The 20,841-nt window shown below is 58.6% G+C and carries 20 protein-coding genes, 1 other RNA gene and 1 riboswitch; of the genes, 8 read left to right on the top strand and 13 right to left on the bottom strand.

Going from position 1 to position 20,841, the window contains the following annotated elements:
- Nucleotides 1–5 precede the first annotated feature (5 nt).
- From ASU33_RS11635 to ASU33_RS11625, 3 genes are all read left to right on the top strand, one after another.
- Nucleotides 6–1,274 carry a glycosyltransferase family protein gene (locus ASU33_RS11635; RefSeq protein ID WP_286130509.1) on the top strand — a complete coding sequence of 423 codons (1,269 nt, stop codon included), beginning with the start codon at nucleotides 6–8 and terminating at the stop codon, nucleotides 1,272–1,274.
- Between the two features lie 71 nt (nucleotides 1,275–1,345).
- The gene (locus tag ASU33_RS11630; protein ID WP_059071016.1) at nucleotides 1,346–2,734 is read left to right on the top strand and encodes a DUF7033 domain-containing protein; all 1,389 of its coding nucleotides are present in this window, start codon (nucleotides 1,346–1,348) and stop codon (nucleotides 2,732–2,734) included.
- Between the two features lie 30 nt (nucleotides 2,735–2,764).
- On the top strand, nucleotides 2,765–4,243 hold the full coding sequence (locus ASU33_RS11625; RefSeq protein WP_059071015.1) for a lipopolysaccharide biosynthesis protein: 1,479 nt from the start codon (nucleotides 2,765–2,767) through the stop codon (nucleotides 4,241–4,243).
- A gap of 50 nt (nucleotides 4,244–4,293) precedes the next feature.
- Here ASU33_RS11625 and ASU33_RS11620 read toward each other — a convergent pair whose 3' ends face one another.
- From ASU33_RS11620 to ASU33_RS11610, 3 genes are all read right to left on the bottom strand, one after another.
- A complete protein-coding gene (locus tag ASU33_RS11620; RefSeq protein WP_078063076.1) occupies nucleotides 4,294–5,190 on the bottom strand; it encodes a CPBP family intramembrane glutamic endopeptidase in 897 nt (298 codons plus the stop codon).
- Between the two features lie 116 nt (nucleotides 5,191–5,306).
- Entirely contained in the window at nucleotides 5,307–6,788 is a 1,482-nt protein-coding gene (locus ASU33_RS11615) for an amino acid permease (RefSeq protein ID WP_059071013.1), read from the bottom strand.
- Between the two features lie 363 nt (nucleotides 6,789–7,151).
- A riboswitch (SAM riboswitch) is annotated at nucleotides 7,152–7,244 on the bottom strand.
- A gap of 91 nt (nucleotides 7,245–7,335) precedes the next feature.
- On the bottom strand, nucleotides 7,336–8,058 hold the full coding sequence (locus ASU33_RS11610; RefSeq protein WP_059071012.1) for an EcsC family protein: 723 nt from the start codon (nucleotides 8,056–8,058) through the stop codon (nucleotides 7,336–7,338).
- A 144-nt stretch (nucleotides 8,059–8,202) separates the two neighbouring features.
- Between ASU33_RS11610 and ASU33_RS21010 the strand changes: the two genes are divergently transcribed.
- Nucleotides 8,203–8,697, top strand: a complete 495-nt coding sequence (locus ASU33_RS21010) for a nuclear transport factor 2 family protein (protein ID WP_078063075.1) — start codon at nucleotides 8,203–8,205, stop codon at nucleotides 8,695–8,697.
- Nucleotides 8,698–8,700: 3 nt separating this feature from the next.
- Here ASU33_RS21010 and ASU33_RS11600 read toward each other — a convergent pair whose 3' ends face one another.
- The 3 genes from ASU33_RS11600 to ASU33_RS11590 all read right to left on the bottom strand — a co-directional run bounded on the left by ASU33_RS11600 (nucleotide 8,701) and on the right by ASU33_RS11590 (nucleotide 11,893).
- Nucleotides 8,701–9,747 (bottom strand): Gfo/Idh/MocA family protein, encoded by a 1,047-nt coding sequence (locus tag ASU33_RS11600; protein WP_173664840.1) that lies wholly within the window; start codon nucleotides 9,745–9,747, stop codon nucleotides 8,701–8,703.
- Between the two features lie 117 nt (nucleotides 9,748–9,864).
- Nucleotides 9,865–10,671, bottom strand: coding sequence for a M48 family metalloprotease (locus ASU33_RS11595; protein ID WP_059071010.1), 807 nt, complete (start codon nucleotides 10,669–10,671; stop codon nucleotides 9,865–9,867).
- A gap of 64 nt (nucleotides 10,672–10,735) precedes the next feature.
- The gene (locus tag ASU33_RS11590; RefSeq protein WP_286130505.1) at nucleotides 10,736–11,893 is read right to left on the bottom strand and encodes a DegT/DnrJ/EryC1/StrS family aminotransferase; all 1,158 of its coding nucleotides are present in this window, start codon (nucleotides 11,891–11,893) and stop codon (nucleotides 10,736–10,738) included.
- Between the two features lie 198 nt (nucleotides 11,894–12,091).
- Between ASU33_RS11590 and ASU33_RS11585 the strand changes: the two genes are divergently transcribed.
- Complete coding sequence (locus ASU33_RS11585; protein WP_149867174.1) at nucleotides 12,092–13,069, top strand: DUF6565 domain-containing protein; 978 nt, start codon at nucleotides 12,092–12,094, stop codon at nucleotides 13,067–13,069.
- A gap of 42 nt (nucleotides 13,070–13,111) precedes the next feature.
- Here ASU33_RS11585 and ASU33_RS11580 read toward each other — a convergent pair whose 3' ends face one another.
- The 6 genes from ASU33_RS11580 to ASU33_RS11560 form a co-directional block, all read right to left on the bottom strand.
- The gene (locus ASU33_RS11580) at nucleotides 13,112–14,029 is read right to left on the bottom strand and encodes a glycosyltransferase family 2 protein (RefSeq protein ID WP_059071008.1); all 918 of its coding nucleotides are present in this window, start codon (nucleotides 14,027–14,029) and stop codon (nucleotides 13,112–13,114) included.
- Between the two features lie 60 nt (nucleotides 14,030–14,089).
- Nucleotides 14,090–14,794: a cell division ATP-binding protein FtsE gene (locus ASU33_RS11575; RefSeq protein WP_059071007.1), complete on the bottom strand. Its 705-nt coding sequence runs from the start codon at nucleotides 14,792–14,794 to the stop codon at nucleotides 14,090–14,092.
- 101 nt (nucleotides 14,795–14,895) lie between these two features.
- Nucleotides 14,896–15,099: a hypothetical protein gene (locus ASU33_RS11570; RefSeq protein ID WP_059071006.1), complete on the bottom strand. Its 204-nt coding sequence runs from the start codon at nucleotides 15,097–15,099 to the stop codon at nucleotides 14,896–14,898.
- A 100-nt stretch (nucleotides 15,100–15,199) separates the two neighbouring features.
- Nucleotides 15,200–15,856, bottom strand: a complete 657-nt coding sequence (fsa, locus tag ASU33_RS11565) for a fructose-6-phosphate aldolase (protein ID WP_059071005.1) — start codon at nucleotides 15,854–15,856, stop codon at nucleotides 15,200–15,202.
- A 103-nt stretch (nucleotides 15,857–15,959) separates the two neighbouring features.
- An RNA gene (ffs, locus tag ASU33_RS21005) (signal recognition particle sRNA small type) lies at nucleotides 15,960–16,056 on the bottom strand.
- A gap of 67 nt (nucleotides 16,057–16,123) precedes the next feature.
- Complete coding sequence (locus ASU33_RS11560) at nucleotides 16,124–16,849, bottom strand: outer membrane beta-barrel protein (RefSeq protein ID WP_059071004.1); 726 nt, start codon at nucleotides 16,847–16,849, stop codon at nucleotides 16,124–16,126.
- 245 nt (nucleotides 16,850–17,094) lie between these two features.
- On the opposite strand from ASU33_RS11560, the gene guaA reads away from it, so the two are divergent.
- The 3 genes from guaA to ASU33_RS11545 all read left to right on the top strand — a co-directional run bounded on the left by guaA (nucleotide 17,095) and on the right by ASU33_RS11545 (nucleotide 20,481).
- Nucleotides 17,095–18,627 carry a glutamine-hydrolyzing GMP synthase gene (gene guaA / locus ASU33_RS11555; protein WP_059071003.1) on the top strand — a complete coding sequence of 511 codons (1,533 nt, stop codon included), beginning with the start codon at nucleotides 17,095–17,097 and terminating at the stop codon, nucleotides 18,625–18,627.
- Nucleotides 18,628–19,014: 387 nt separating this feature from the next.
- Entirely contained in the window at nucleotides 19,015–19,773 is a 759-nt protein-coding gene (locus ASU33_RS11550) for a hypothetical protein (protein WP_059071002.1), read from the top strand.
- Between the two features lie 3 nt (nucleotides 19,774–19,776).
- Nucleotides 19,777–20,481, top strand: a complete 705-nt coding sequence (locus ASU33_RS11545; RefSeq protein ID WP_059071001.1) for a type 1 glutamine amidotransferase — start codon at nucleotides 19,777–19,779, stop codon at nucleotides 20,479–20,481.
- Here ASU33_RS11545 and ASU33_RS11540 read toward each other — a convergent pair.
- On the bottom strand, nucleotides 20,478–20,807 hold the full coding sequence (locus tag ASU33_RS11540) for a DUF6686 family protein (protein ID WP_059071000.1): 330 nt from the start codon (nucleotides 20,805–20,807) through the stop codon (nucleotides 20,478–20,480). The genes ASU33_RS11545 and ASU33_RS11540 overlap by 4 nt on opposite strands.
- Between the last annotated feature and the right edge of the window lie 34 nt (nucleotides 20,808–20,841).

The raw sequence follows: 20,841 nt of genomic DNA, 5'->3' as shown, positions 1-20,841 counted from the left end.
CTCGCTTGCGCGATACGCTGCAGCTGCGTTTTACGCCGCTGTTTGCCTCGCTACCGGCCACAACCCTCGCGTCTATCTCGCCGGCCAACCCCCTAAAGCGATTGGTTAAAGTACTGGGCTACGCGGCCGTGCGGCTGGTAGGTAACGTGTTTCGGCCAATCCGGAACCCCGAGCAGTTGCGTGGCGCCGTCTGGCTGTACGTCGTCAGCCAAAACAACTACGACTCGCTGCGCTTCATTCGGGAGCAGCGCCCCGACGCAGTACTGGTAGCCGGCCAAGCCAAGCAAATTGGCCGCTACAACCAGCAGGTAAACCGCCTTTCGTTGCGCCGCAAGTTGTTGTACTACTGGCAGCTACCCGAGGTACTGCTGGGTTTGTGGCGCACCGAAGGACCTAGGGCGTGGCGTTTTTTCGACTTGATCTTTAACGCCGTTGGCTACTACGAGGTGTACCGCCGTGCCTTGCGGCATTATCAACCCAAAGCGGTGGTTTTTGCCAACGACCACAACGACGATGCCCGCGCTTTACTACTGGCCTGCGTAGCCGAAGGCATACCCACGGCCTACGTGCAGCATGCCAGTGTCAGCACCAACTTTCCGCCCCTGGGCTTCGACCTAAGCTTGCTCGAAGGACAGGACGCGCTGGATAAATACCGCCAATGCGGACCGGTGCGGGGCCAAGTACAACTGGTAGGCATGCCCAAGGCCGATGCCTTTATCCGGCAGCGCAACCAACACCCTAGGGTGCAGCGCGTAGCCATTGCGGCCAATACCCTCGACGATACCGATGGGCTGCTGGCCGCCGTAGTGTACTTACTCGCTAACTTTCCGCACCTCAGCTTCACCTTCCGGGCTCACCCCAGCGATGCGCGCAGCTTTGCCGAGTTGCGCCAACGCTTTCCACAACTGCAATTTTCCGACGCGCGGCAGGAGTCGGTGTTTGAGTTTCTGCAGCAGCACGATGCGCTTATTGCCGCCGACACCTCTACGCACCTCGAGGCTACCTTGCTCAACCTCGCCAGCCTGTACTACCGTTTCAGCAACCACGGCGTAGCCGACGATTACTACGGATATGCTGCCCAAGGCTTGGTGGAGCGGGCCCACAACCTACCCGAATTAGGCGAGTTGCTAAAGCGCTACGCCCAGCACAAACCGCTCGAGCACTACCAGCGTGCCGCGTATTACTGCGCTACCCTAGGTACCCCGCACGAAGGCCGCAGCCAAGAGTTGGCCTTGCAACAACTCAATTTTTGGCTAAGTCAACCAACTCACTAGCTGCAATTTAAGCACCCCACGTGCAAGCTCAACACTGGCATACCTAGGGCAAAGCCATTACTTTAGGTCCAATGCCAACCGCTACCTCACCACTGCCTACGCAGCCCGTTGCCGCACGCGAGAGCCAGCAAAACATGCTGGCCTATGTGCTGCGGCATTTCTGGTCGGCCTACGATGCCGAGCCGCTGCCGATTGGCTACGGTGGACTGTACCCCGAGGCCGCCGTTCAGGTAGTAGCGCAACAAACGGGCTTCTTTGGGCAGGCCACGCCCTACCCTCCCGAACCCGTGTGGCGCGAGTGGGCCGGGCGTAAGCTGCCGTTCTTCTTTCAGCCGAAGCTCGCTGCCGAGTTGCTTACGCTGGCGCCGGGCCGCGCCACCATCCACGCCGATGTGGTAGCCAATGCGTTTTACCTGCTCAGCGGTTGGCAGGAATATTTTTCGCCGGAGCGCGACCACCACGGGCGCTTTCCATACCGGGCTAGCGTGCAACTCCGCTACGGTTTTGTGGCGGTGCCGGTGGTTAATTATTATTTCGATTTGCTGCGAACGGCTGTGGAGCATGTACTGGGTTATACTCTGCCTCGGCGGCCCTGGCCACACCAAGCCCCGTTTGCCTGCTGGATAACCCACGACGTAGATAACTGCCGCAGTGGTTGGAAGGCCGAAGGAAAAAAAGCCCTCAAAGCCGGTAAGGTAGGCACGTTTATGTCGCTGCTTACGCGCCGCCTAGGTGGGCGCGATGCCTGGGATAATCTTGACACGGTGCAGCGCGAAGTTGCCGTGCACGGCCAAACTTCCACGTTCTTCATGCTGGGCAACGCCAAGCCCGCCCCCAACGGCACACCCAATGCCGATTACGATGTGCGCCACCCCCGCTACCAGCGCTGCTTGCAGCGGCTGCGCTCGGGCGGCGCCGAAATTGGGGTGCATGGCAGCATTGGCACCAGCGCCAGCCCCGAGGCGCTGCAGCGCGAAATCGAGCAGCTGCCACCTCCTATCCGGGGCAACCGCTTTCATTACCTCAGCTGGGAGCCGCAGCGCACGCCCGCCGTGCTCGACGAGGTAGGCGTGCAGTTTGATACCACCCTGGGTTTTGCCGAGCACTTTGGCTTTCGGCACAGCTACTGCCTGCCGTTCTGGCCGCACAACTTTGCCACAGGCGGCTGCCATGGGTTCTTGGAAATCCCACTGAATCTGATGGATGCCACCTTGCACCACCCCAACTACCTGCAGCTTGGCCCCGACGACATCCTGCCAGCCGTGCGGCCCATGCTGGCCGAGATTGAGCATTTTGGCGGGGTATTTACGCTGCTGTGGCACAACGAAAATTTTTCGCGGCGCAATCAGCTCAACGGGCCTAGGCAGTTCCACGCGTTGGTGCGCTACCTTCGCAGCCGTCATGCCGCGTTTGTGGTAGGGTCCGATGTGCTGACCCGGTTTGCCCCTACGTCGGCCTGACTTTCGCCACCTGTCAACTCCGCACTGATTTTGGGCATCGTCCAGCGCCAAGGGCTGCGCAACACTGCTATCTCCTATATCGGCCTGGGGCTGGGGTTCGTCAACACGGTTTTCGTGTTGCCCCGCATCCTCGAAGACGAGCAACTTGGGCTCACCCGGGTGCTCATCTCCGTTGCCACCATCTACGCACAGTTGTCGGCAGTGGGCTTTGCGAGCATGGGCATCCGGTTCTTTCCCTACTTCCGCAACCGCGAAGCCGGTCACCACGGGTTTCTGCCTTTCTTGCTGGGTTTGCCCTTGCTGGGCTTTGCCCTGATGACGGTGCTCTACCTAGGGGGCAAGCCCTTGGTAATGGAGCAGTATTCTTCTGACGCAGCTCTGCTTGGCCCTTACTACCAATGGGGCGTGGTACTGGCGTTGTTTACGCTGCTCTATTCCCTACAGGATGCTTACCTGAAAGCCCTGTACCACACTGCCTTTTCCTCAGTAGTGCAGGAGGTGCTACTGCGGGTGCTGGTGGCAGGAGCAGCATTGGCGTTCGATGCCGGCTACTTAAACTTTCATCAGTTTGTGCTGCTGTATATCGGCCTGAACAGCGGCATTGCCCTGCTACTCACGGCTTACTTGGCCTTTATCGGCGAGTTGCATTTGCGCCCGCAGCGCGAAGTGCTGCAAGTACGGCCCCTAGGTGAGTTACTGGGCTTTAGCGGCTTTGCCCTCCTCTCGAACATTTCAGGCACTGTCATCAGCTCCATTGATGCCCTAATGGTTGGCTCGAAGCTTAACCTAGGAGCCGCGGGGGTCTACTCGGTCGCGTTTTTTATCAGCACGGCGCTAACCATTCCGTTTCGCTCGCTCTACAAGATTGCCTTTCCGCTGCTGGCCGACTACTGGAAGCAGCACGACCTAGGGCGCATGGCCGAGTTTTACCGCAGCACCACGCGCCTCAACACCGTGCTGGGCTGCTACCTGGCGCTGGGCATTGGCCTCAACCTCGATTTTATTTACTCCCTGATGAAACCAGAGTACGCAGCCGGGGCTACGGCCGTGCTGCTGCTGCTGCTAGGCCGCCTGTTTGATGGCATTACCGGCGTAAACGCGCTGATTGTGGTAACCTCACCGCGCTACCGCTACGACCTCATCTTCAATGCCTCGTTGGCAGTGCTTACCGTGCTGCTCAACCTTGTGCTGATTCCGCGCTACGGGTTGGGTGGTTCGGCAGCGGCTACCTCGCTGGCTCTGGTGCTCATCAACGTGGCGCGCACGTGGTTTGTATGGCACAGCTACCGGCTGCAGCCCTTCGATAAGCGCATACCGCTGCTGCTGGGCATTGCTGCCCTGGCGGGCCTGGTAGGTTGGCTGGTGCCCACGTTCCCCTCCGTGTGGCTAACGATGTTCGTGCGCTCGGCAGCCCTTACTGCAGTATACGGGGGCTTGGTGCTGGCAACACAGGCAGTGCCAGAGGCAACGCCCTTGCTACTCACAATCCTGGGCCGGAGCAAAGCATAGCTTCGTCCGGCCCAGGATTGTGAGTAGTCGCTTAAGCGCAGGCGCTGAATTTACCGCGCGGTTTCAGCAACAGGGCTGGCTTCGACAATAGCGTAATCCTCAGAAGGCTTGGTTAGGCGCTGCAGGTAGCGTATGATCAACACCAGCACCACCGCGCCAACTAATGCTGCTGCAGCCAAGGGCCAGCTGGGCGCCTCGTACTTCGTCATTTGGGCTATGGCATCTTTGTCGGTCCGAATCATAAACAGGCCCACCCAGGCTACGAAGTTGTTTACGGCGTGTACCAGAATGCAGGCCCGGAGCGAGCCGGTACGGTAATACAGCCAGCCTAAAAACACGCCCAACAACGCCGCCGACAACGACTGCGCTGGGTTGAGGTGGATGATACCGAACAACAGGCTGGTTTGCAGAATGGCCTTGGTAGGCCCGTAGTTGCGCATCAGGCCCGGCAGCAGTATTCCCCTGAACAACCACTCCTCGAACACGGGCGCCAATACGCACAGTACCACAAAACCTAGAGCGGGCTGTGCCATCAGCTTCAGCAGCATATCGGGCAACGACCAAGAGGGCAGATTCAGCCAATGAATGGGTATCCGCACGTACAGCAGTGCCAACGTTGCCACGGCTATAATCGCGTACAACCTAGCGTTATCGTGTTGCCCACTCCAACTAGCCGGCACAATGCGTTTCGGGCCCTCAAGCTTGATTAAAAACCACACAACTACGGCTGTAGCAAATGAGCCAATGGCAATACCGTAGGTTTCGGCTTGGGCTTGGGGCAACCACTGCGGTAGTACCAGTAGCGGAATGCCCATTACGATGGAGGCAAGCAAAAACCAGCCAAGCGCCCCCCAGCTTTCGGCGTAGGTCGGATAGGCTTTCTTGGGGCGGCGCGGAGTGGCGGGCGCGGCCATCATGTAGGGTTCTTGCGGATATATGTGTTCCATTGGGTTAAGAATATAAGGCCACAAAATACACGCAAAAGCAAATCGGGCCCGCGGCACTGCCGCGGGCCCGGTGCAAATTGATAGAAACGTACTAGGTAGCCAGGGCCTGGGCCAGCCTAGGCAACCGTGTTGCCGGCCGGCTCTACGGCCGTTTTCACCAACTGGCCTTGGCCCAGCTTGCTGTTCTTTTTGCCGTATGCAAAGTAGATAACCAAGCCAATTGCCAACCAGGCAAATAGTCGGAGCCAGGTGTCGCCTGGCAGCGAGAACATCATCACCAAACAGGTAACAATGCCCAATATCGGCACCACGGGCACCCAAGGCGTGCGGAAAGCCCGCGGGGCGTTGGGCTCGCGCTTGCGCATGATGAGGACGCCCACGCACACCATCACAAAAGCCAGCAGCGTACCAATGCTGCACATTTCCCCCACCACGTGTATCGGAACAAAGCCGGCAAACAGGCTGATGAACAAGCCGAGCAGCAGATTCGACTTAAGCGGCGTTTGGAATTTGGGGTGCACCTGGGCAAATACCTTCGGCAGGAGCCCATCGCGCGACATGGAGAAAAACACGCGGCTCTGGCCCAGCAAATCGACCAAAATTACGGACGTGTAGCCGATGAGAATAGCGCCGATGATGGCCGTGCTCAGCCAGCCGTAGGGCGTTTTTTCGATGGCAATGGCCACTGGGGCAGCACTGTTCTTGAACTCGGTATAGTTGGCGAGGCCCGTCATTACGTAGCCAAACAGCACGAATAGCACCGTGCACACCAGCAGCGAGCCAATAATGCCGATGGGCATGTTACGCTGCGGGTTCTTGGCTTCTTGTGCCATGGTAGCTACGATATCAAAGCCGATGAACACGAAGAACACCACGCCTGCACCGCGCAAAATGCCGCTCCAGCCAAACTCGCCGAAGGTGCCCGTATTGGCCGGGATGTAAGGCTGGTAGTTGGCCGGATCGATGTATTGCCAACCCAAGGCAATAAACACTAGCACCACCGACACCTTGAGGGCTACCACGATGGCATTGAACCACGCCGAACCTTGCGTGCCGCGTACGATAATGGCCGTAATGGCCAACACCACCAGCACGGCCGGCAGGTTAATTAGCCCGCTTACCGTGCTGCCATCTGCTTGGGTAGCCGTTTCCCACGGCGACATCATCAGCTGCGGCGGCAAATGAATGCCGTATTTGCTCAGAAACTTACCTAGGTATTGCGACCAGCTGATAGCTACCGTGGCAGCGCCCACGGAGTACTCCAGCACCAAATCCCAACCAATAATCCAGGCAAACAGCTCGCCCATGGTGGCGTAGGAATAGGTGTAAGCCGAGCCGGCCACCGGCACCATGGAGGCAAACTCGGCATAGCACAAGGCCGAGAAAGCACAGCCCACAGCGGCCACTACAAACGACAGCGTAACGGCCGGACCTGTGTGGTTGGCGGCAGCAATGCCGGTAAGGGAGAACAAGCCTGCCCCAATAATTACCCCTACCCCGATAGCAATAAGGTTGAGCGGACCTAGGCTACGCTTAAGCGTGTGCGAGCCGCTCTCTGCGGCCTCTTGCCGCAGCAGCTCCAGTGATTTTTTTAGCATAATCAGCTTGTTGCACGCGCTTCAACGCGTGCGAACGAAAATGAGGCGCCGCGCACACCACCCTTCAGCACCAGAGCTTGGGCAGGCTTGCAGCAGCCAGAAAAGAAATGGTTAGCACAGGAGTTAGGCGCCAGGACGGGCGTAGCCTAGGAAGTAATGCGCGTAGGTGGCCCGAGCAGTCGGCTTCAGGCGCGGCATTATCTTAGTGGCTCAGCACTGCTGCGCCAACTAGCCTCAACAACAACAGCAACAGGCGCGCGTTGGCAATTGCGCAGCCGAAGCAGAGCGGGCAAACGGGCGGTGTGCAGGTGCACAATGGAAGCTAGAAGCGGGAAAGTGGCAGGTAAAGCCCACAGCTACTTGTTTTTATATGGTCAGGAATTGGCACCGTTCCGGATGATCCGGAGGGTTGCCGGCGCTTCGTAGAGCCTGTCTCTCCACGCCTCTGTATAAAAACAATCCTTCAGAGTAAAGAATTGATACCGCAAAGGTAGCCCGCAAATGGCTGATTGTGCAAACACCAACGCTTGGGTGCCCGTTGGGGCACCTAGGAGGCCGGCAGCATGCGCATACGGTAGCAGTTCATGGCCGTGTCGCCGAGTTGCTCGAGCAGGCGGTAATTGGCTACCAGCCCCACCGCCGCGCCAACTATAGGCAGCAGCTGTGCCAGCTTGGCTAAATCGATGTAGTCGCGGTACTCCTGCTGAAACGTGCGCCAGTCGAAGGCCTGCACATCGGTGGGTAAGGTTTGGCGGTATGCATCCCAATTAGCCAAACGCTGGTACACCTCGTTGCGGGTTTGCTGGCTGCTGAAGGCCAACTGAAATACGTGCAGCAGGTACAGGCGCTCGGTGTAATCGTGCACGTTGTGGCCGTAAAGCGCGGCAACATCGAAAAGCAGCTTGAGCTTGATGCCCAGCAGCAGCGGAAAATCGGCAAGGCCCAGCAAAAAACCGCCAGCCCCGGTAACAGCGCCTTCGGCCGCGGCGGTGTTGCGGTAGTACTTGATGCGGATGCGAACGGCTGCTTCGCGCTGGGCCAAAGTTGCCTGTTGCAGTGGCTGGCGCGTGGTGTGCATCGAGCCGAACAGTACCCCGCGCACCATTTGCTTAATGGCGGTGGTAAGGGCCTGGTGTACACGCTCGGGCAGCAGGCCATTCAGGCGGGTTTGCACGTGGCGAGCAAAGCGGCTCATCGCCGACGGCGGCCGCTGCATGCGCTGCTGCCAAGCCCGCAATTCTTGGTAAGCTTGCTGTTCGTCGGGAGTCATGGCACTGGCAAGGTTAGCGAGGAAGAAGCCGTGTTCCGATGCTGCGAGCAAGTGCGCACCAGGGCATCGCGGTCAAAAGTTAATTTATTAAGCCGTTTATTAGCGAGCCGCTATTGCAGAATACTACACCTTACTCACCGCTTCATGAAACCTGTTTTCCTCTGCTTGTTGATGTTATTAGGCGCTCCGGCCGTGCATGCCCAGCAACGCCCTTCCAAGCAGTCGGCTCCTGTTAAAAAGCCTGCCCAACCTACTGCGCCCACCACCGCAGCGCCGCAGCCTGCTCTACAACCAGCTGCTCCAGTTTCAGCAGCTGAGCAGGTGGTGCAGCAACAGCTCGATGCGTATAACGCCCGCAACCTCGAGGCCTTTGCGGCCACATACCACGAGCAGGTAGAGTTGCTCACCTTTCCGGCCACGCTGCGCTCCAAAGGCATAGCCAAGCTGCGCGAAGGCTACAGCCAGTTTTTTGCCCAAACGCCCGATCTGAATTGCCAGATTGTGCATCGTACAGTACTGGGCAATAAAGTAATAGACCACGAGCGTGTTACGGGCTTGCCCAACGGGCAAGTGTTGGAAGCGGTGGCCATTTACGAGGTTGAAAACGGCCTGATTCGGCGCGTTACGTTTGTGCAGTAAGCCTTATTTAAGGCTGTAAATCCGTTCGATAATCTCCACCACCTTTAGCCCTTCTTGGGCATTGGTGGTGGCTACGGTACGCAGTTGCAACGTGTCAATCACGTTCTCGATAAGGTGCACGTGGTTGGCGGCGCTGCCTTGGTAAGTGCCGTAATCGTTGGCGGGGTTGGTGCGGGCTAACTCGGGCAGCTGATAGTTGCGGATGTGGCAGTACTCCACCTGATCCATGTACTGGCCGGCAATGCGCAGGCTGCCGTGCTCGGCTACTACCGTAATGGAGCTTTCGAAGTTACGGTCCCACACACTCGTGCTGTATTGCAAGGTGCCGCTGCCGCCTCGTACCAAGTCGAACGTAATCAAGCCCGAATCCTCGAACTCGGTCAAATCGTGGTGGTTGAAGTCGCGGAAACGGGCTGCTAGGTTGGTAACGTCGCCAAAAACCCAGTAGAGCAAATCGACGAAGTGACTGAACTGCGTAAACAGGGTGCCGCCATCGTGGGCGCGCGTGCCGTGCCAGCTACCGGGGCGGTAGTAGCGTGCGTCGCGGTTCCAGAAACAGTTGATTTGCACCAGGTAAATCTGTCCTAAGTGGCCTTCGTCGTACACCTGCTTTAGCCAGGCAGCGGGCGGCGAATAACGGTTCTGCATCACCCCAAACACTAGCCGATTGGTATGCTGCGCCGCTTGCACAATGGCCTCAGCATCGGTACGGCGCAGGGCCATGGGCTTCTCTACCACTACGTGCAGCGCGTGGCGCAGCCCCCGAATGGCTTGCTCGGCGTGTAGGTAATTGGGCGTGGCTACCGTTAGCACATCAGCCGCGGGGCCGTTACCTAGGTACTCATCGAGCGAGGTGAAAAAGGGCACCCCCGGAAACTCCACCTGCAACGCGGGGTTTGTATCGATAAGCGCTACTAAACGCGCCGCTGGGTTGCGCGCCACCAGCGTGGCGTGGCGCCTGCCAATGTGGCCAACCCCACAAATTACAAAACGAACAACCGACGACGCAGCCGCGCCCGATTCGGTAGCAGAGGTACTTGCAGAAAACACGCCGCAAGCTCCGAAAAAAGCAGCTTCGTTGCGGCCGTGTTAACCATATCGTAACCAATAAAAAAAGCTCCGCTGCAGGTAAGCAGCGGAGCTTTTACATACCTAGGCTGTCAATGCTTAGAGAATACGCTTGAGCTCTTCGAAGTTGCCATTGCCAACCGAGCGGCCGGTGCAGCCCAACTGGCGGGCACTGTTTTGGATGCTCGTAACGCGCGAACCGGGGTTGGGGTGCGTGCTCAGGAACTCGGGCGAACGGCCGCCGCCCTGCTTTTCGGCTTTGATGAAGAAGCCCGCCGCTCCGTCGCAGGCGTAGTAGCGCGTGCCGTTCAGGTAAACGGTGGAGTACTTATCGGCCTCTTGCTCAAAAGTGCGGCTGAATTTCAATTGGCCCAGGCCCGAGGCAATTTGCGCGAGCATGTTGGGGTTTTTACCCAGTACCACGCCCATGAGCAGGCTGATACCGTACTGGCGCTGCAACAGCTGGGTGCTGTGGCGGCGGTCGGCGTGGGCAATTTCGTGGCCAAGCACACCGGCCAGCTGGCTTTCGTTGTCGAGGAATTTAATCAGGCCCGTGAACACGTAGATGTGGCCTCCGGGCGTGGCAAACGCGTTCTGCATCTGGTCGTCCTTGATGATCTTGACGTCCCAAACGAACTGGTTGCGGTACTTGATGTTGCCATTGTCGAGCACGCGTTTCACCACGCCATCGAGCAGTTGGTAAGCGCGGGCGTTGCTGCCGCGCGCGAGCAGCTGGCCCTTGGCTTGGTAGAGCGAGTCGGTTTGACGAGCCACCTGCGCCCCCAGGGCAATGTCCTGATCGACGGAAAAAATATTGAAGCCTTGGTGGGGTTTGTTGATAGCAGCGGTGGTAAGGCCGGCTAGTGCCGTAAGGCCCGCCAGCAGGCCAAGAAAGGAGCGGGTCATGAGCGTAGGTAATCGGGTTGATGACGACTTGTACGGACGCAAGAAAAAACAGTGCCAGTAGCCCCTACCCTCGTGCCCAAGTTTGGACTACCTCCCCAACGTAGCGAACCTGCTCGGGTGGCATAACCGGATGAATGGGCAACGAAAGCACCGTGGCACACAGGTGCTCGGCCACCGCAAACTCGCCCGGTCGATGCCCTAGGTACTGATAAGCAGGTTGCAAATGAAGGGGCGTGGGGTAGTACACCACCGAGGGCACACCGTGTTGCTGCAGGTATTGCTGCAGTGCATCGCGCTCGGTTTGGTTAGCAAGCGTAATGGTGTACTGGTGAAATACGTGGGTGCTGCCCGGCTGCCGAGCGGGTATGTGTAAGCGTGTCAGGCCACCTAAGGCAGCGTCGTACTGAGCGGCTATGTGCTGGCGGGCGGCCGTCCAGCTTCCTAGGTGTGGCAGCTTGGTGCGCAGCAAGGCAGCTTGGAGGGTATCGAGGCGCGAGTTAAGCCCGATGCGGTGGTGCACGTACTTCTGCCCGCGGCGCTGGCCATGGTTGGCAAGCTCGTGGAGCTGCGCAGCCCTGGAGGCGTCGCGGGTGAGCATGGCGCCGCCGTCGCCCATAGCACCTAGGTTTTTGGAGGGAAAGAAAGAAGTGGTACCTACCTCCCCAACCGTGCCGGCTGCTACGTGCCCACCATCTGGCAGTTGCCAGGTAGCTCCGATGGCTTGCGCGTTGTCCTCGATTAAGGCGAGGCCGTGCTGCCTGCAGAGTTGCTGCAATGCGGTAAGGTCGGCGCATTGGCCGTAGAGGTGCACGGCCATAATGGCGCGGGTGCGGAGGGTAATAGCAGTGGCCGCGGCAACTGGGTCGAGCGTAAAGGTATCGGGGCGCACATCGACCAACACGGGTTTTAGGCCCAGCACCGCCACGGCTTCGGCGGTAGCAACGTAGGTAAACGCCGGTACCAGCACTTCGTCGCCGGGTTGCAGGTTCAGGCTCATCAGGGCCAGCTGCAAGGCATCGGTACCGTTGGCGCAAGGAACCGCATGCGCGCCGCCAAGGAAGGCGCCAAGCTCGTCGGCAAACCGTTGCACCTCTGCTCCCTGAATAAAATCACCGGCTTGCATAACGCGTTGCAGGGAAGCGTCGAACTCGGCCTGCAGAGGGGCATGCTGCGCTGGTAAATCGAGCAGGCGAATAGGCGAAGCAGGAACTACGGTAGGCAAGGAAGGGGGCAAAACAGGGCAGGAAAACCGAAATATAGCCCCGCAGTAGTTTTTAAGCTGGATTGACGCAACGAAAATCGGTGAAATCAGGCATCCTGGCTACTAAACATGCGTAACCTACTATGTATGCCCTGCGTTAAGCGGGCCAAGATAGCCGCTGCCGCAGGTGGCTTCCTTCCCACCAAACTCCTGACCATCATGTTTAAGAAAACCATTTCCACACACGCCCTAGCCCTGCTGTTGCTGGGCGGGGGTATTGCCTTCAGCCAAGCTAGCTGCAACCGCGCCGAACGCCAGGAAACTGCTAACGAAACGGCTGCCGCTACCAACGATGCCTACAACGATTTCAAATCGTTTGTAGCCAACACCGAAGCCCGTGCCGAAAACATTGGCGAAATGACGGAGGCTGAGTTCAACGAAGAAACGACCCAGCTCAAAAGCGACTACGACAGCCGAGTGGCCGCTGCTGAGGCCGACATGGCCACTTGGGATGACAACCGCAAAACCGAGTACGAGCAGCTAAAAACCCGCTACACCACGGCCTACACGCGTCGCGAAGAAGCGTATCGCAACCGCGGCGCGGTAGCCATGAACACGACCACCGGCGGCAGCTCGGCTTCGGGCAGCAGCTCCATGAACACCTCATCGGCCGCCGGCACCATGGGCAAGTACTACAAGCCCAGCAACCCTGCTGCTAACCTTACGGCCACCAATGCCCGCCAGACCTACGAAGACTTCGTGCAGATGGTGAAGCAAAACGAAGACCGTTACGACATCAACGACTGGCGTAACATTAACGCTGAGTGGCGCGCCCTCGACCAGAAGTACGAACAGATCAAAGGCGACGTGAGCGGCAGCGACAAAGCCGAAATTGCCAAGGAGAAGGTGAAATACGCCGCCTTTAAATCGTACGACAAAGCCGAAACCCGCGTATCGCAGGGCGCCGATCTGGCCACCGGCAACCGCGAAGAAGCCGCGGCCAAAGGTTCGGGCGTACGCCTCGAGCAATCGGCTCGCAATGCTGGCTCCGATGCTAAAGAAGTAGGCAAGGACGCCGCCGAAACTGGCAAAGACGCTGGCCAAGGCGCCAAGAACGTTGGTCAGAAGGTAGGCGGTGCCGTGAAGGGCGCCTACAAGGAAGTGAAATCGGAAGTGAAAAACACCGACAACGATTAAGCTACTACCCCATTGCCTATTGCATGAAAAAGCCGGCCTTACCTAGGCCGGCTTTTTGTTTTCAGAGTTTGGCTCCCACGCTTGCAGCAGCCATAAAAGTTTGAGCAAGTCGAAGCTTCGCAAGCTGGGATTTGCCTGCTGTGCCTTGCGCGTCAGCCACGGTTCGGCTTGTCTGAGGGCACGCAAAGCCACACCTGCCAGCCCTAGGCGTCGCAGCCGCAAACCCGTAGCCAGCAGCTTGGTTTCGGCACCTAGACCATGGGCTTGGTAGAGCTGCAGCAGGTTGTACACCGCCGCTTGGCTTTTCTGCAGAAACACCTCGGCTGGCTCAAGCGCGGCGTGCTCAACGGGGTTATTCATGTGGTACACGGGCACCGCGTGTTGGTGCAGCTCCCAACCTAGCTTGGTGTCCTCATGGCCGTATTGGGTCAGGGTTTCATCAAGCGGAAATTGCCGGAACACGGCCGCGCTAATCAGCACATTCTTCAGGTTGAACTGCGCGTAGGGTGCCTGCTGCCGCTCCGTGGCCGGACGGGCTTCGCGAGTGCGCCCATAGTGCCAGCGCAGGTGCTGGCGCACGTCGGCGGGCGGTGTTTCGGAGTACACCGAGCCGCCCACAATTACCGGAACTTGGAGCAGCGCGGCAGCATACCGCGCCAAAAACTCGGGGCTTGTAATGCGCACGTTGTTGTCGAGCAACAAAAGCCACGGGTGGACAGCTTCGGCGGCTAAGCGGTTGCGAATGGCCGAGCGCCCTAGGTTGTGCGGCAGCTCGTGGTAACGCACCCTAGGCAAGGCCGCAACTTCGCGGTTAAGCTTTCTAAACGGTTCTTCGGAGGCATCGTCGAAGCACAGCAGCTCCACGGGGCCAGGCCAAGCGGCGGCTTGGCTTACCAATGCTTGCACCAGCGCCCGCACATCGCAGTTGTACACCGGTATGAGTACCGACAGGCCAGGCATGGTAGCAAGGGGCTGAAGAAAAGGCAACAATACAAACCTAGGCGGCTGGGGCGGCCTCGGCTAGAGCCAGGTGCTTACGCGTAGGTCGTCGTTGCTGATAACGCGCAGCTTGCCCTCTTCGCAGCGGAAAACGCGCTTGGGGTAACGCCGAATCAGCTCGTAGTTGTGGGTGGCCATGAACACGGCCGTGCCGGCGTTGTTGATTTCCATGAACAAGCGCATAATGCCGTCGGTCACGTCGGGGTCGAGGTTACCGGTGGGCTCGTCGGCCAGCAGCAGCATCGGCTCGTTAAGCAGGGCGCGGGCAATTACCACGCGCTGCTGCTCGCCGCCCGAAAGCTGATGCGGCATTTTGCCGGTTACGCCCGTGAGGCCTACGCGTATGAGCACATCCTGCACGCGCTGCTTCATTTTGGCCTTGTCGCGCCAGCCGGTGGCTTGCAGCACAAATAGCAGGTTCTGGGCCACGGTGCGGTCGTAGAGCAGCTGAAAGTCCTGAAATACAATGCCCAGTTTCCGCCGCAGGTAAGGCACTTTTTCGGGAGCAAGGTTACGCAACGTATACCCTACCACCGTGCCCATGCCTTCGTGCAGCGGCAAGTCGGCGTACAGAGTTTTCAGCAACGAGCTTTTGCCCGAACCGGTGCGGCCCACCAAATAAGCAAACTCGCCCTTGCCCAACTCGAACGACACGTTTTGCAGCACAGTGTTTACGTCCTGCATAATGTAGGCGTCGCGGAGCTCAATAACGGCGGAGTTGTCCATGGCGATGAAAAGCGGCTATTCCGGCAGCCTGCATTCGGCTATCTAGGGCAGGCTTGTAAAGTAATGGTGAGCGGCGGAGTGTACCGCTTAGGCAAGCAGCGTTACAAATTCAGCGGCTGCAGCTTGCCGAACTCGAGTTGCTCGATTAAGGCCGCCAACTCGGTTTCCTTTCCTTCGAGGCCGTAGCGGTGCAGGTCCTTCAGGGGGCGGTCGGCGCGGAAATAGGCAATCAGCACGAAATCGTTGTCGCGTAGCTGAATGTAATCCGGAATCTTGGCCTTGCCTTTGACTTTGATAATGTACATCCTTCGGAGTTCTGAATGATGAATGCTGAATTCTGAAGCAGGCTTATTGTTTAGGAAACGAAGCGCGAATCAGAATCCAGCATTCAGAACTCAGCTATAACTAAGCGTTAACGCGTTTGTGGTCGGCCAGGAAGGTAGCCAGGCCTTTGTCGGTAAGCGGGTGGTTCAGCAGGCCCGTAATTACATTAAGCGGGCAGGTAACCACGTCGGCACCAATTTCGGCGCACTGAATAAGGTGCGGCACGTGGCGCAGCGAGGCAGCCAGCACTTGCGTAGGGTAGCCGTAGTTACCGAAGATGCTCACGATCTGCTCGATCAGCTGCAAACCATCGTGCCCGATATCGTCGAGGCGGCCTACAAAAGGCGACACGTAGGTAGCACCGGCTTTGGCAGCCAGCAAGGCTTGGCCTGCCGAGAAGATGAGCGTGCAGTTGGTTTTGATGCCGTTTTCGGAGAAGTGCTTGATAGCCTTTACCCCTTCCCGAATCATGGGCACTTTCACCACAATGTTGGGGTGCAGTTCAGCCAGGGCCTCGCCTTCGCGCACAATCTCATCGTACGTGGTGCCAATTACCTCCGCCGAAACGTCGCCGTCTACCAGTTCGCAAATGCGCTTGTAGTGCGCCATTACGTTGTCGTGGCCGCCGATGCCTTCTTTTGCCATCAGCGAGGGGTTGGTAGTAACGCCGTCGAGCACGCCCAGCTCCACAGCTTCCTGAATGTCCTTCAGGTTGGCGGTATCAATGAAAAACTTCATTCGAAAAAGCTTAAAGCCCTAAAACAAAAGATGCCCCAAAGCTAACCGTTTGTTGGCGGCGAAGGAAACGAACCTTCGCCTCGGCTAGTTGGGGCAGGCACAAAAAAAAGCGAACCAGTATCGCACCGCTCAACCACCTACCCTTGCTACCTTCCGGTCCTGGGGGAGTTCAGCAGGAGCTGGTCGTACTGATTCGCCGTTGCAAAGGTAACACGCCTAGCCGCGGATTTGCAAGCCCAGCGCGTTTTTTCTGCTTTTTTGCTGCTATTAGGGCTTAAACGGAAGCAGCCGCAGGGCCATTCCAAAGCTCAACTGGCTCACGTAGTGCACGAAGTTGTACTCCCGCCCATCCAGATTAATTTTGGTAGCGGCTTTGGTGAGCCCGCGTTCGTAGCGCGCAGTCAGCAACACCCTGCCCACATCGTAGCCCAGGCCCGCTTGCAAGGCAAAGCCCTGCCGGCGCATGCTCCGGTTAATGCTACTCACGATGCGGGTTTCGTAGTCCTGCTCGGCCCGCTCGTAGCCAGTTGGGATGCGCAGGGCATAAGCAACACCACCAAGCACGCGCAGCCGCTTACCTAGGCGGTAACCCACGGGCACGGCTACGTTCAGGCGCTGCCAATCCTGCGCCGATGACATCGACCAGAAATCATTGTTCGAGGGCTGCTTGGCGGTGTTGTTGATGTGGTGCCAGCTTTGGCTGCGCGAGTACGTGAACTCGGGCTGCACAAACCAGCGACGCTCGGGGCCGCCAAAGTTGTGGCGCGCCCAAAACCCAATCCGGAAACCCGCCGAAGGGGTAGTAAGCCGCGGAATTATCTGGTACTGGCCTACCACAAAGCCCGGCTCGGGGTTGGTGACGCGAAACAAATCGTGGCCGATGAGCATACCGCCTTGCCACTTCGGCGAGGTGGCCGTGGCAGAACTATCGGGCAGTGTTTGCGCCTCGGAAAACGCTGGCAGGCAAAGAAGCAGAAGTAGAAGTTTTTTCAAGCAACAGGTGGTAAAGCGGAGTTCGGGGTATTCTGTAAAAAAACTAATTCTGCTTTCATCATGCAACCAATAAACCGCATTTACCAGCTGTTTATCAATAAATTAAAACAAGCCATTGGCACTATCCTAATTTGGTACTATATAGCTAAAGCGCCCACCCACTTGCTGGCGTTTGCTAGTTCGTTTTGCGGCAGGCTTAGCACCTAGGGGTTGGATAGCTCGGCTCTGGCATCCTACCTTTGCCCATGCCTCAACAGATTTTGATCCTTGATTTCGGGTCGCAGTACACGCAGCTGATAGCGCGGCGCATCCGCGAGCTGAACGTCTTCTGCGAAATCCACCCCTTCACGCACGCCCCGGACCTCACTGAGGACATCCGGGGCGTTGTGCTTTCGGGCTCCCCCTGCTCGGTGCGCGACCCCGAAGCTCCCAACCCCGACCTCAGCAAGTACCTAGGCAAGGTGCCGGTGCTGGGCGTGTGCTACGGGGCACAGCTGCTGGCCCACCAAGCCGGCGGCGAGGTGCTGCCGGCTACCATTCGGGAGTACGGGCGGGCACGCCTCTCCGACCTGCGCGACGAGAACCCGCTCATGCACGGCATAAGCCTCAACTCGCAGGTCTGGATGTCGCACGGCGACACGATTAAGACGCTGCCCAATAACTACCACGTTATTGCCAGCACGCCCGAGGTGCGGGTGGCCGCTTTCCAGATCGATAATCAGCCCACCTACGGCATTCAGTTTCACCCCGAGGTAACGCACTCCACCCAGGGCAAGCTGTTGCTGGCCAACTTTGTGGTGAACATTTGCCGTTGCGCCCAGGACTGGACGCCGGAGCACTTCGTGGATGGCGCCGTGGCTGCGCTGCAGCAAACCATTGGCCCCGACGACCAGGTAATCCTAGGTCTTTCGGGCGGAGTCGATTCGTCGGTGGCGGCGCTGCTGTTGCACCGCGCTATCGGTCCGCGCCTGCACGGTATCTTCGTGAACAACGGCTTGCTGCGGAAAGAGGAGTTTGAGAGCGTGCTCCACTCCTACCAAGGTCTGGGCCTGAACGTAACGGGCGTAGATGCTTCGGAAGAGTTTTACGCTGCGCTCCGAGGCCTCACCGACCCCGAACACAAGCGCAAAGCCATTGGCCGCACCTTTATTGAGGTGTTTGACCGCGAGGCGCACAAAGTAGAAGGCGCCAAGTGGTTGGCCCAAGGCACTATTTACCCCGATGTGATTGAGTCGGTATCGGTAAAAGGCCCGGCCGTTACTATCAAGAGCCACCACAATGTAGGCGGCTTGCCAGAGCGAATGCACCTTAAAGTGGTGGAGCCGCTGCGCATGCTGTTCAAAGACGAGGTGCGCGAAGTGGGCGACACCCTAGGTCTGCCGCACAACATTTTACACCGGCACCCCTTCCCCGGCCCGGGCTTGGGCATCCGTATTCTGGGCGACATTACGCCCGAGAAGGTACGCCTGCTGCAAGAAGCCGACGCCATCTTCATCGACGCGCTGCACCGAACCGGCCTTTACGACAAGGTGTGGCAAGCCGGTACTATTCTGCTGCCTATCCAGAGCGTGGGCGTAATGGGCGATGAGCGCACCTACGAGCAGGTGGTGGCCCTACGTGCCGTTACCAGCGTTGATGGCATGACGGCCGACTGGGCGCACCTGCCCTATGAGTTCTTGGCTGATGTATCGAACCGCATCATCAACCAGGTGCGCGGCATCAACCGCGTGGTGTACGACATTTCGTCGAAGCCGCCAGCAACCATCGAGTGGGAATAAGCTCAGTTTAGGAAATTGTGAGTTAATGAATCAAGAAGCCGCCCTAGTTCTCTGGGGCGGCTTCTTGATTGTGTCCTGTTCCTCGTTGATGCGTAACCGACTACTGCAGGCAACGCTGTCATCAGTGGATGTCCGGGCTAATGATGTGCTCTGCTTGCCGTTTGCTACCATAAGCACCTAGGGCGCGGCGGCGAAGGCGTTAGCCGCAGTCGCCGCAATCGTTGAACGGTGTCGTTGCTGACGACTGCTTTAACTTCTCTCTATGAGCGGGCTGAGCGTACAGGACCGTTTACAAGTGCATTATGAAATGCAGGCAAATCCATACAAACCTTATCTTTGCTTTGGTGCCGCGTATTGGCAATCCCCCTTTTTGTCTACCTCTGACAAATGGTTACTACCCTTCGCCGGGTGAAGCACTGTGTAGCTCTGGCCGCAGCGCTCCTGTTCGTACAGGCTACTGCCCACGCGCAGCACAGCCAACACTCCCCCGCTCCGCTTAGCACCCCCGACCGCCCCGGCGTACACGGCATGCTGGTTTTTGGTACCGGCCGGGTGTATGCCTCGCACCTGCCCATGTTTCACAGCCCGCACGACTACCAGGTGCTGCTGGAAATTATCCTGAGCGACTCGGCGCGCGCGGCGTACACTACCAGCCGCCGCAAATTCCCCGACGAGCAGGTGTATACCCTGGAGCCGGAGAAGTTTGTGCTGCCGGCCATGCTGCAGCAGCCGCGGCCGTTTAAGGCTACGCTGTACCGGGGGCATTTCGAGCGGGGCGGCACTCCTATTGCCGGCGGCGTAACGGTGCGCATTGCCAAGGTACTTTACGCCAAGCAGCTACAAGCCAATCCCGACCCCGAAACCAAGGCCGAGTACGTGTTGGTAGGCAACGAGCAGGAGCAGTTCCTGGTGCACCGCATCGGCGCCCGGCCCAACTTCGACCAAGTATTGCGCGTGAGCCTGCCCGATGCCCGTACCCGCAAGCAACTGGCGCAGCAAGGCAGCTTGGTACTCACCCAACCCCGTTTGGCAGCCAGCGCAGAGCCAATCACGACCCCGGCTACAATTACCGGCGAAGTTGCGGGCCGCAAGGCCGCGTTGCGGGCTAGCGGAAGCCTCTACCTCGAGCACGAGGACCTGAAGTAGCCCATGCGCATTCACTGCTTTCAACACATCAGCTTCGAAACGCCGGGGCTGATTACTGATTGGGCACGGCAGCGCGGCCATCAGCTCAGCGTCACCCGTTTCGATGAGCCAGCCCCGCAGTTGCCCCCGTTGGCCGAGGTTGACTGGCTGGTGGTGCTAGGCGGTGCCATGAGCGTGCACGACGACGAACGGCTGGCGTGGTTGGCGCCCGAGAAGGCGTTCATTGGCCAAGCTATAGTGGCTGGCAAAACGGTGCTTGGCATTTGCCTAGGTGCCCAGCTAGTAGCCAATGCCTTGGGAGCTGCGGTGACGCAGAACCACCTGCCCGAGATTGGCTTTTATCCGGTACGGTTCTCGGAGGCGGCTCAACAGCACCCGCTGTTTGCCCACGCAGGCGGGCAGGCTACGTTTCTGCACTGGCACGGCGACACCTTTGCTCTGCCAACAGGTGCCGAACCCCTAGGTGCGTCGGAGGCGTGCCAACAACAGGGCTTTGTGTACGGCACGCGGGTAGTCGGCCTACAGTTCCACCCCGAAATGACGGCCGATATTCTGGAGCAGATGATTCGGCACGACGGGCACGAGCTGGTGCCAGGGCCTTACGTGCAAACGGCTGCCGAGCTTCGTGCCGGCATGGAGCATCTAGGGCAAAGCCAAGCGTTTTTGTTCGGCTTGCTCGATGCGCTGGCGCATCAGCAGGAGGCCTAAGCTTCGCCTTTCAGCAGCTCCTCGGCTTCCAGAAACAGCGCCGTGCAATCGAGCAGCTCCACCAGTTGCGCTAGCTCGGTTAGGGTAAATACCATGGCCATGCGCGTGGCGGGCGTGGGCACGGCAATGCATCGCGCATCAAGGTCGCAGGGGCGCGAGCCGGTGGTGCACTGCCGGTAGGTGCTGGCAATGCGCGTGCGAAAATCGGCCAGCTCGGCGGGGGTAAGTGCCAGCCCTAGGTTGCCGAAGCACAGGTGCACGAAACCAGCTGCCCGCGGGCAGCGAGCCGTGTAGCCAAAGGTGTTGTGGTGAAGTAGCTGCGCCATACCTAATCAGCGAGTGTAAACGCGTAGCAAGAAT

The sequence above is a fragment of the Solirubrum puertoriconensis genome (assembly GCF_001483135.1).
Lineage (GTDB): Bacteria > Bacteroidota > Bacteroidia > Cytophagales > Hymenobacteraceae > Solirubrum > Solirubrum puertoriconensis.
This window is presented reverse-complemented; position numbering and strand designations above follow the sequence as displayed.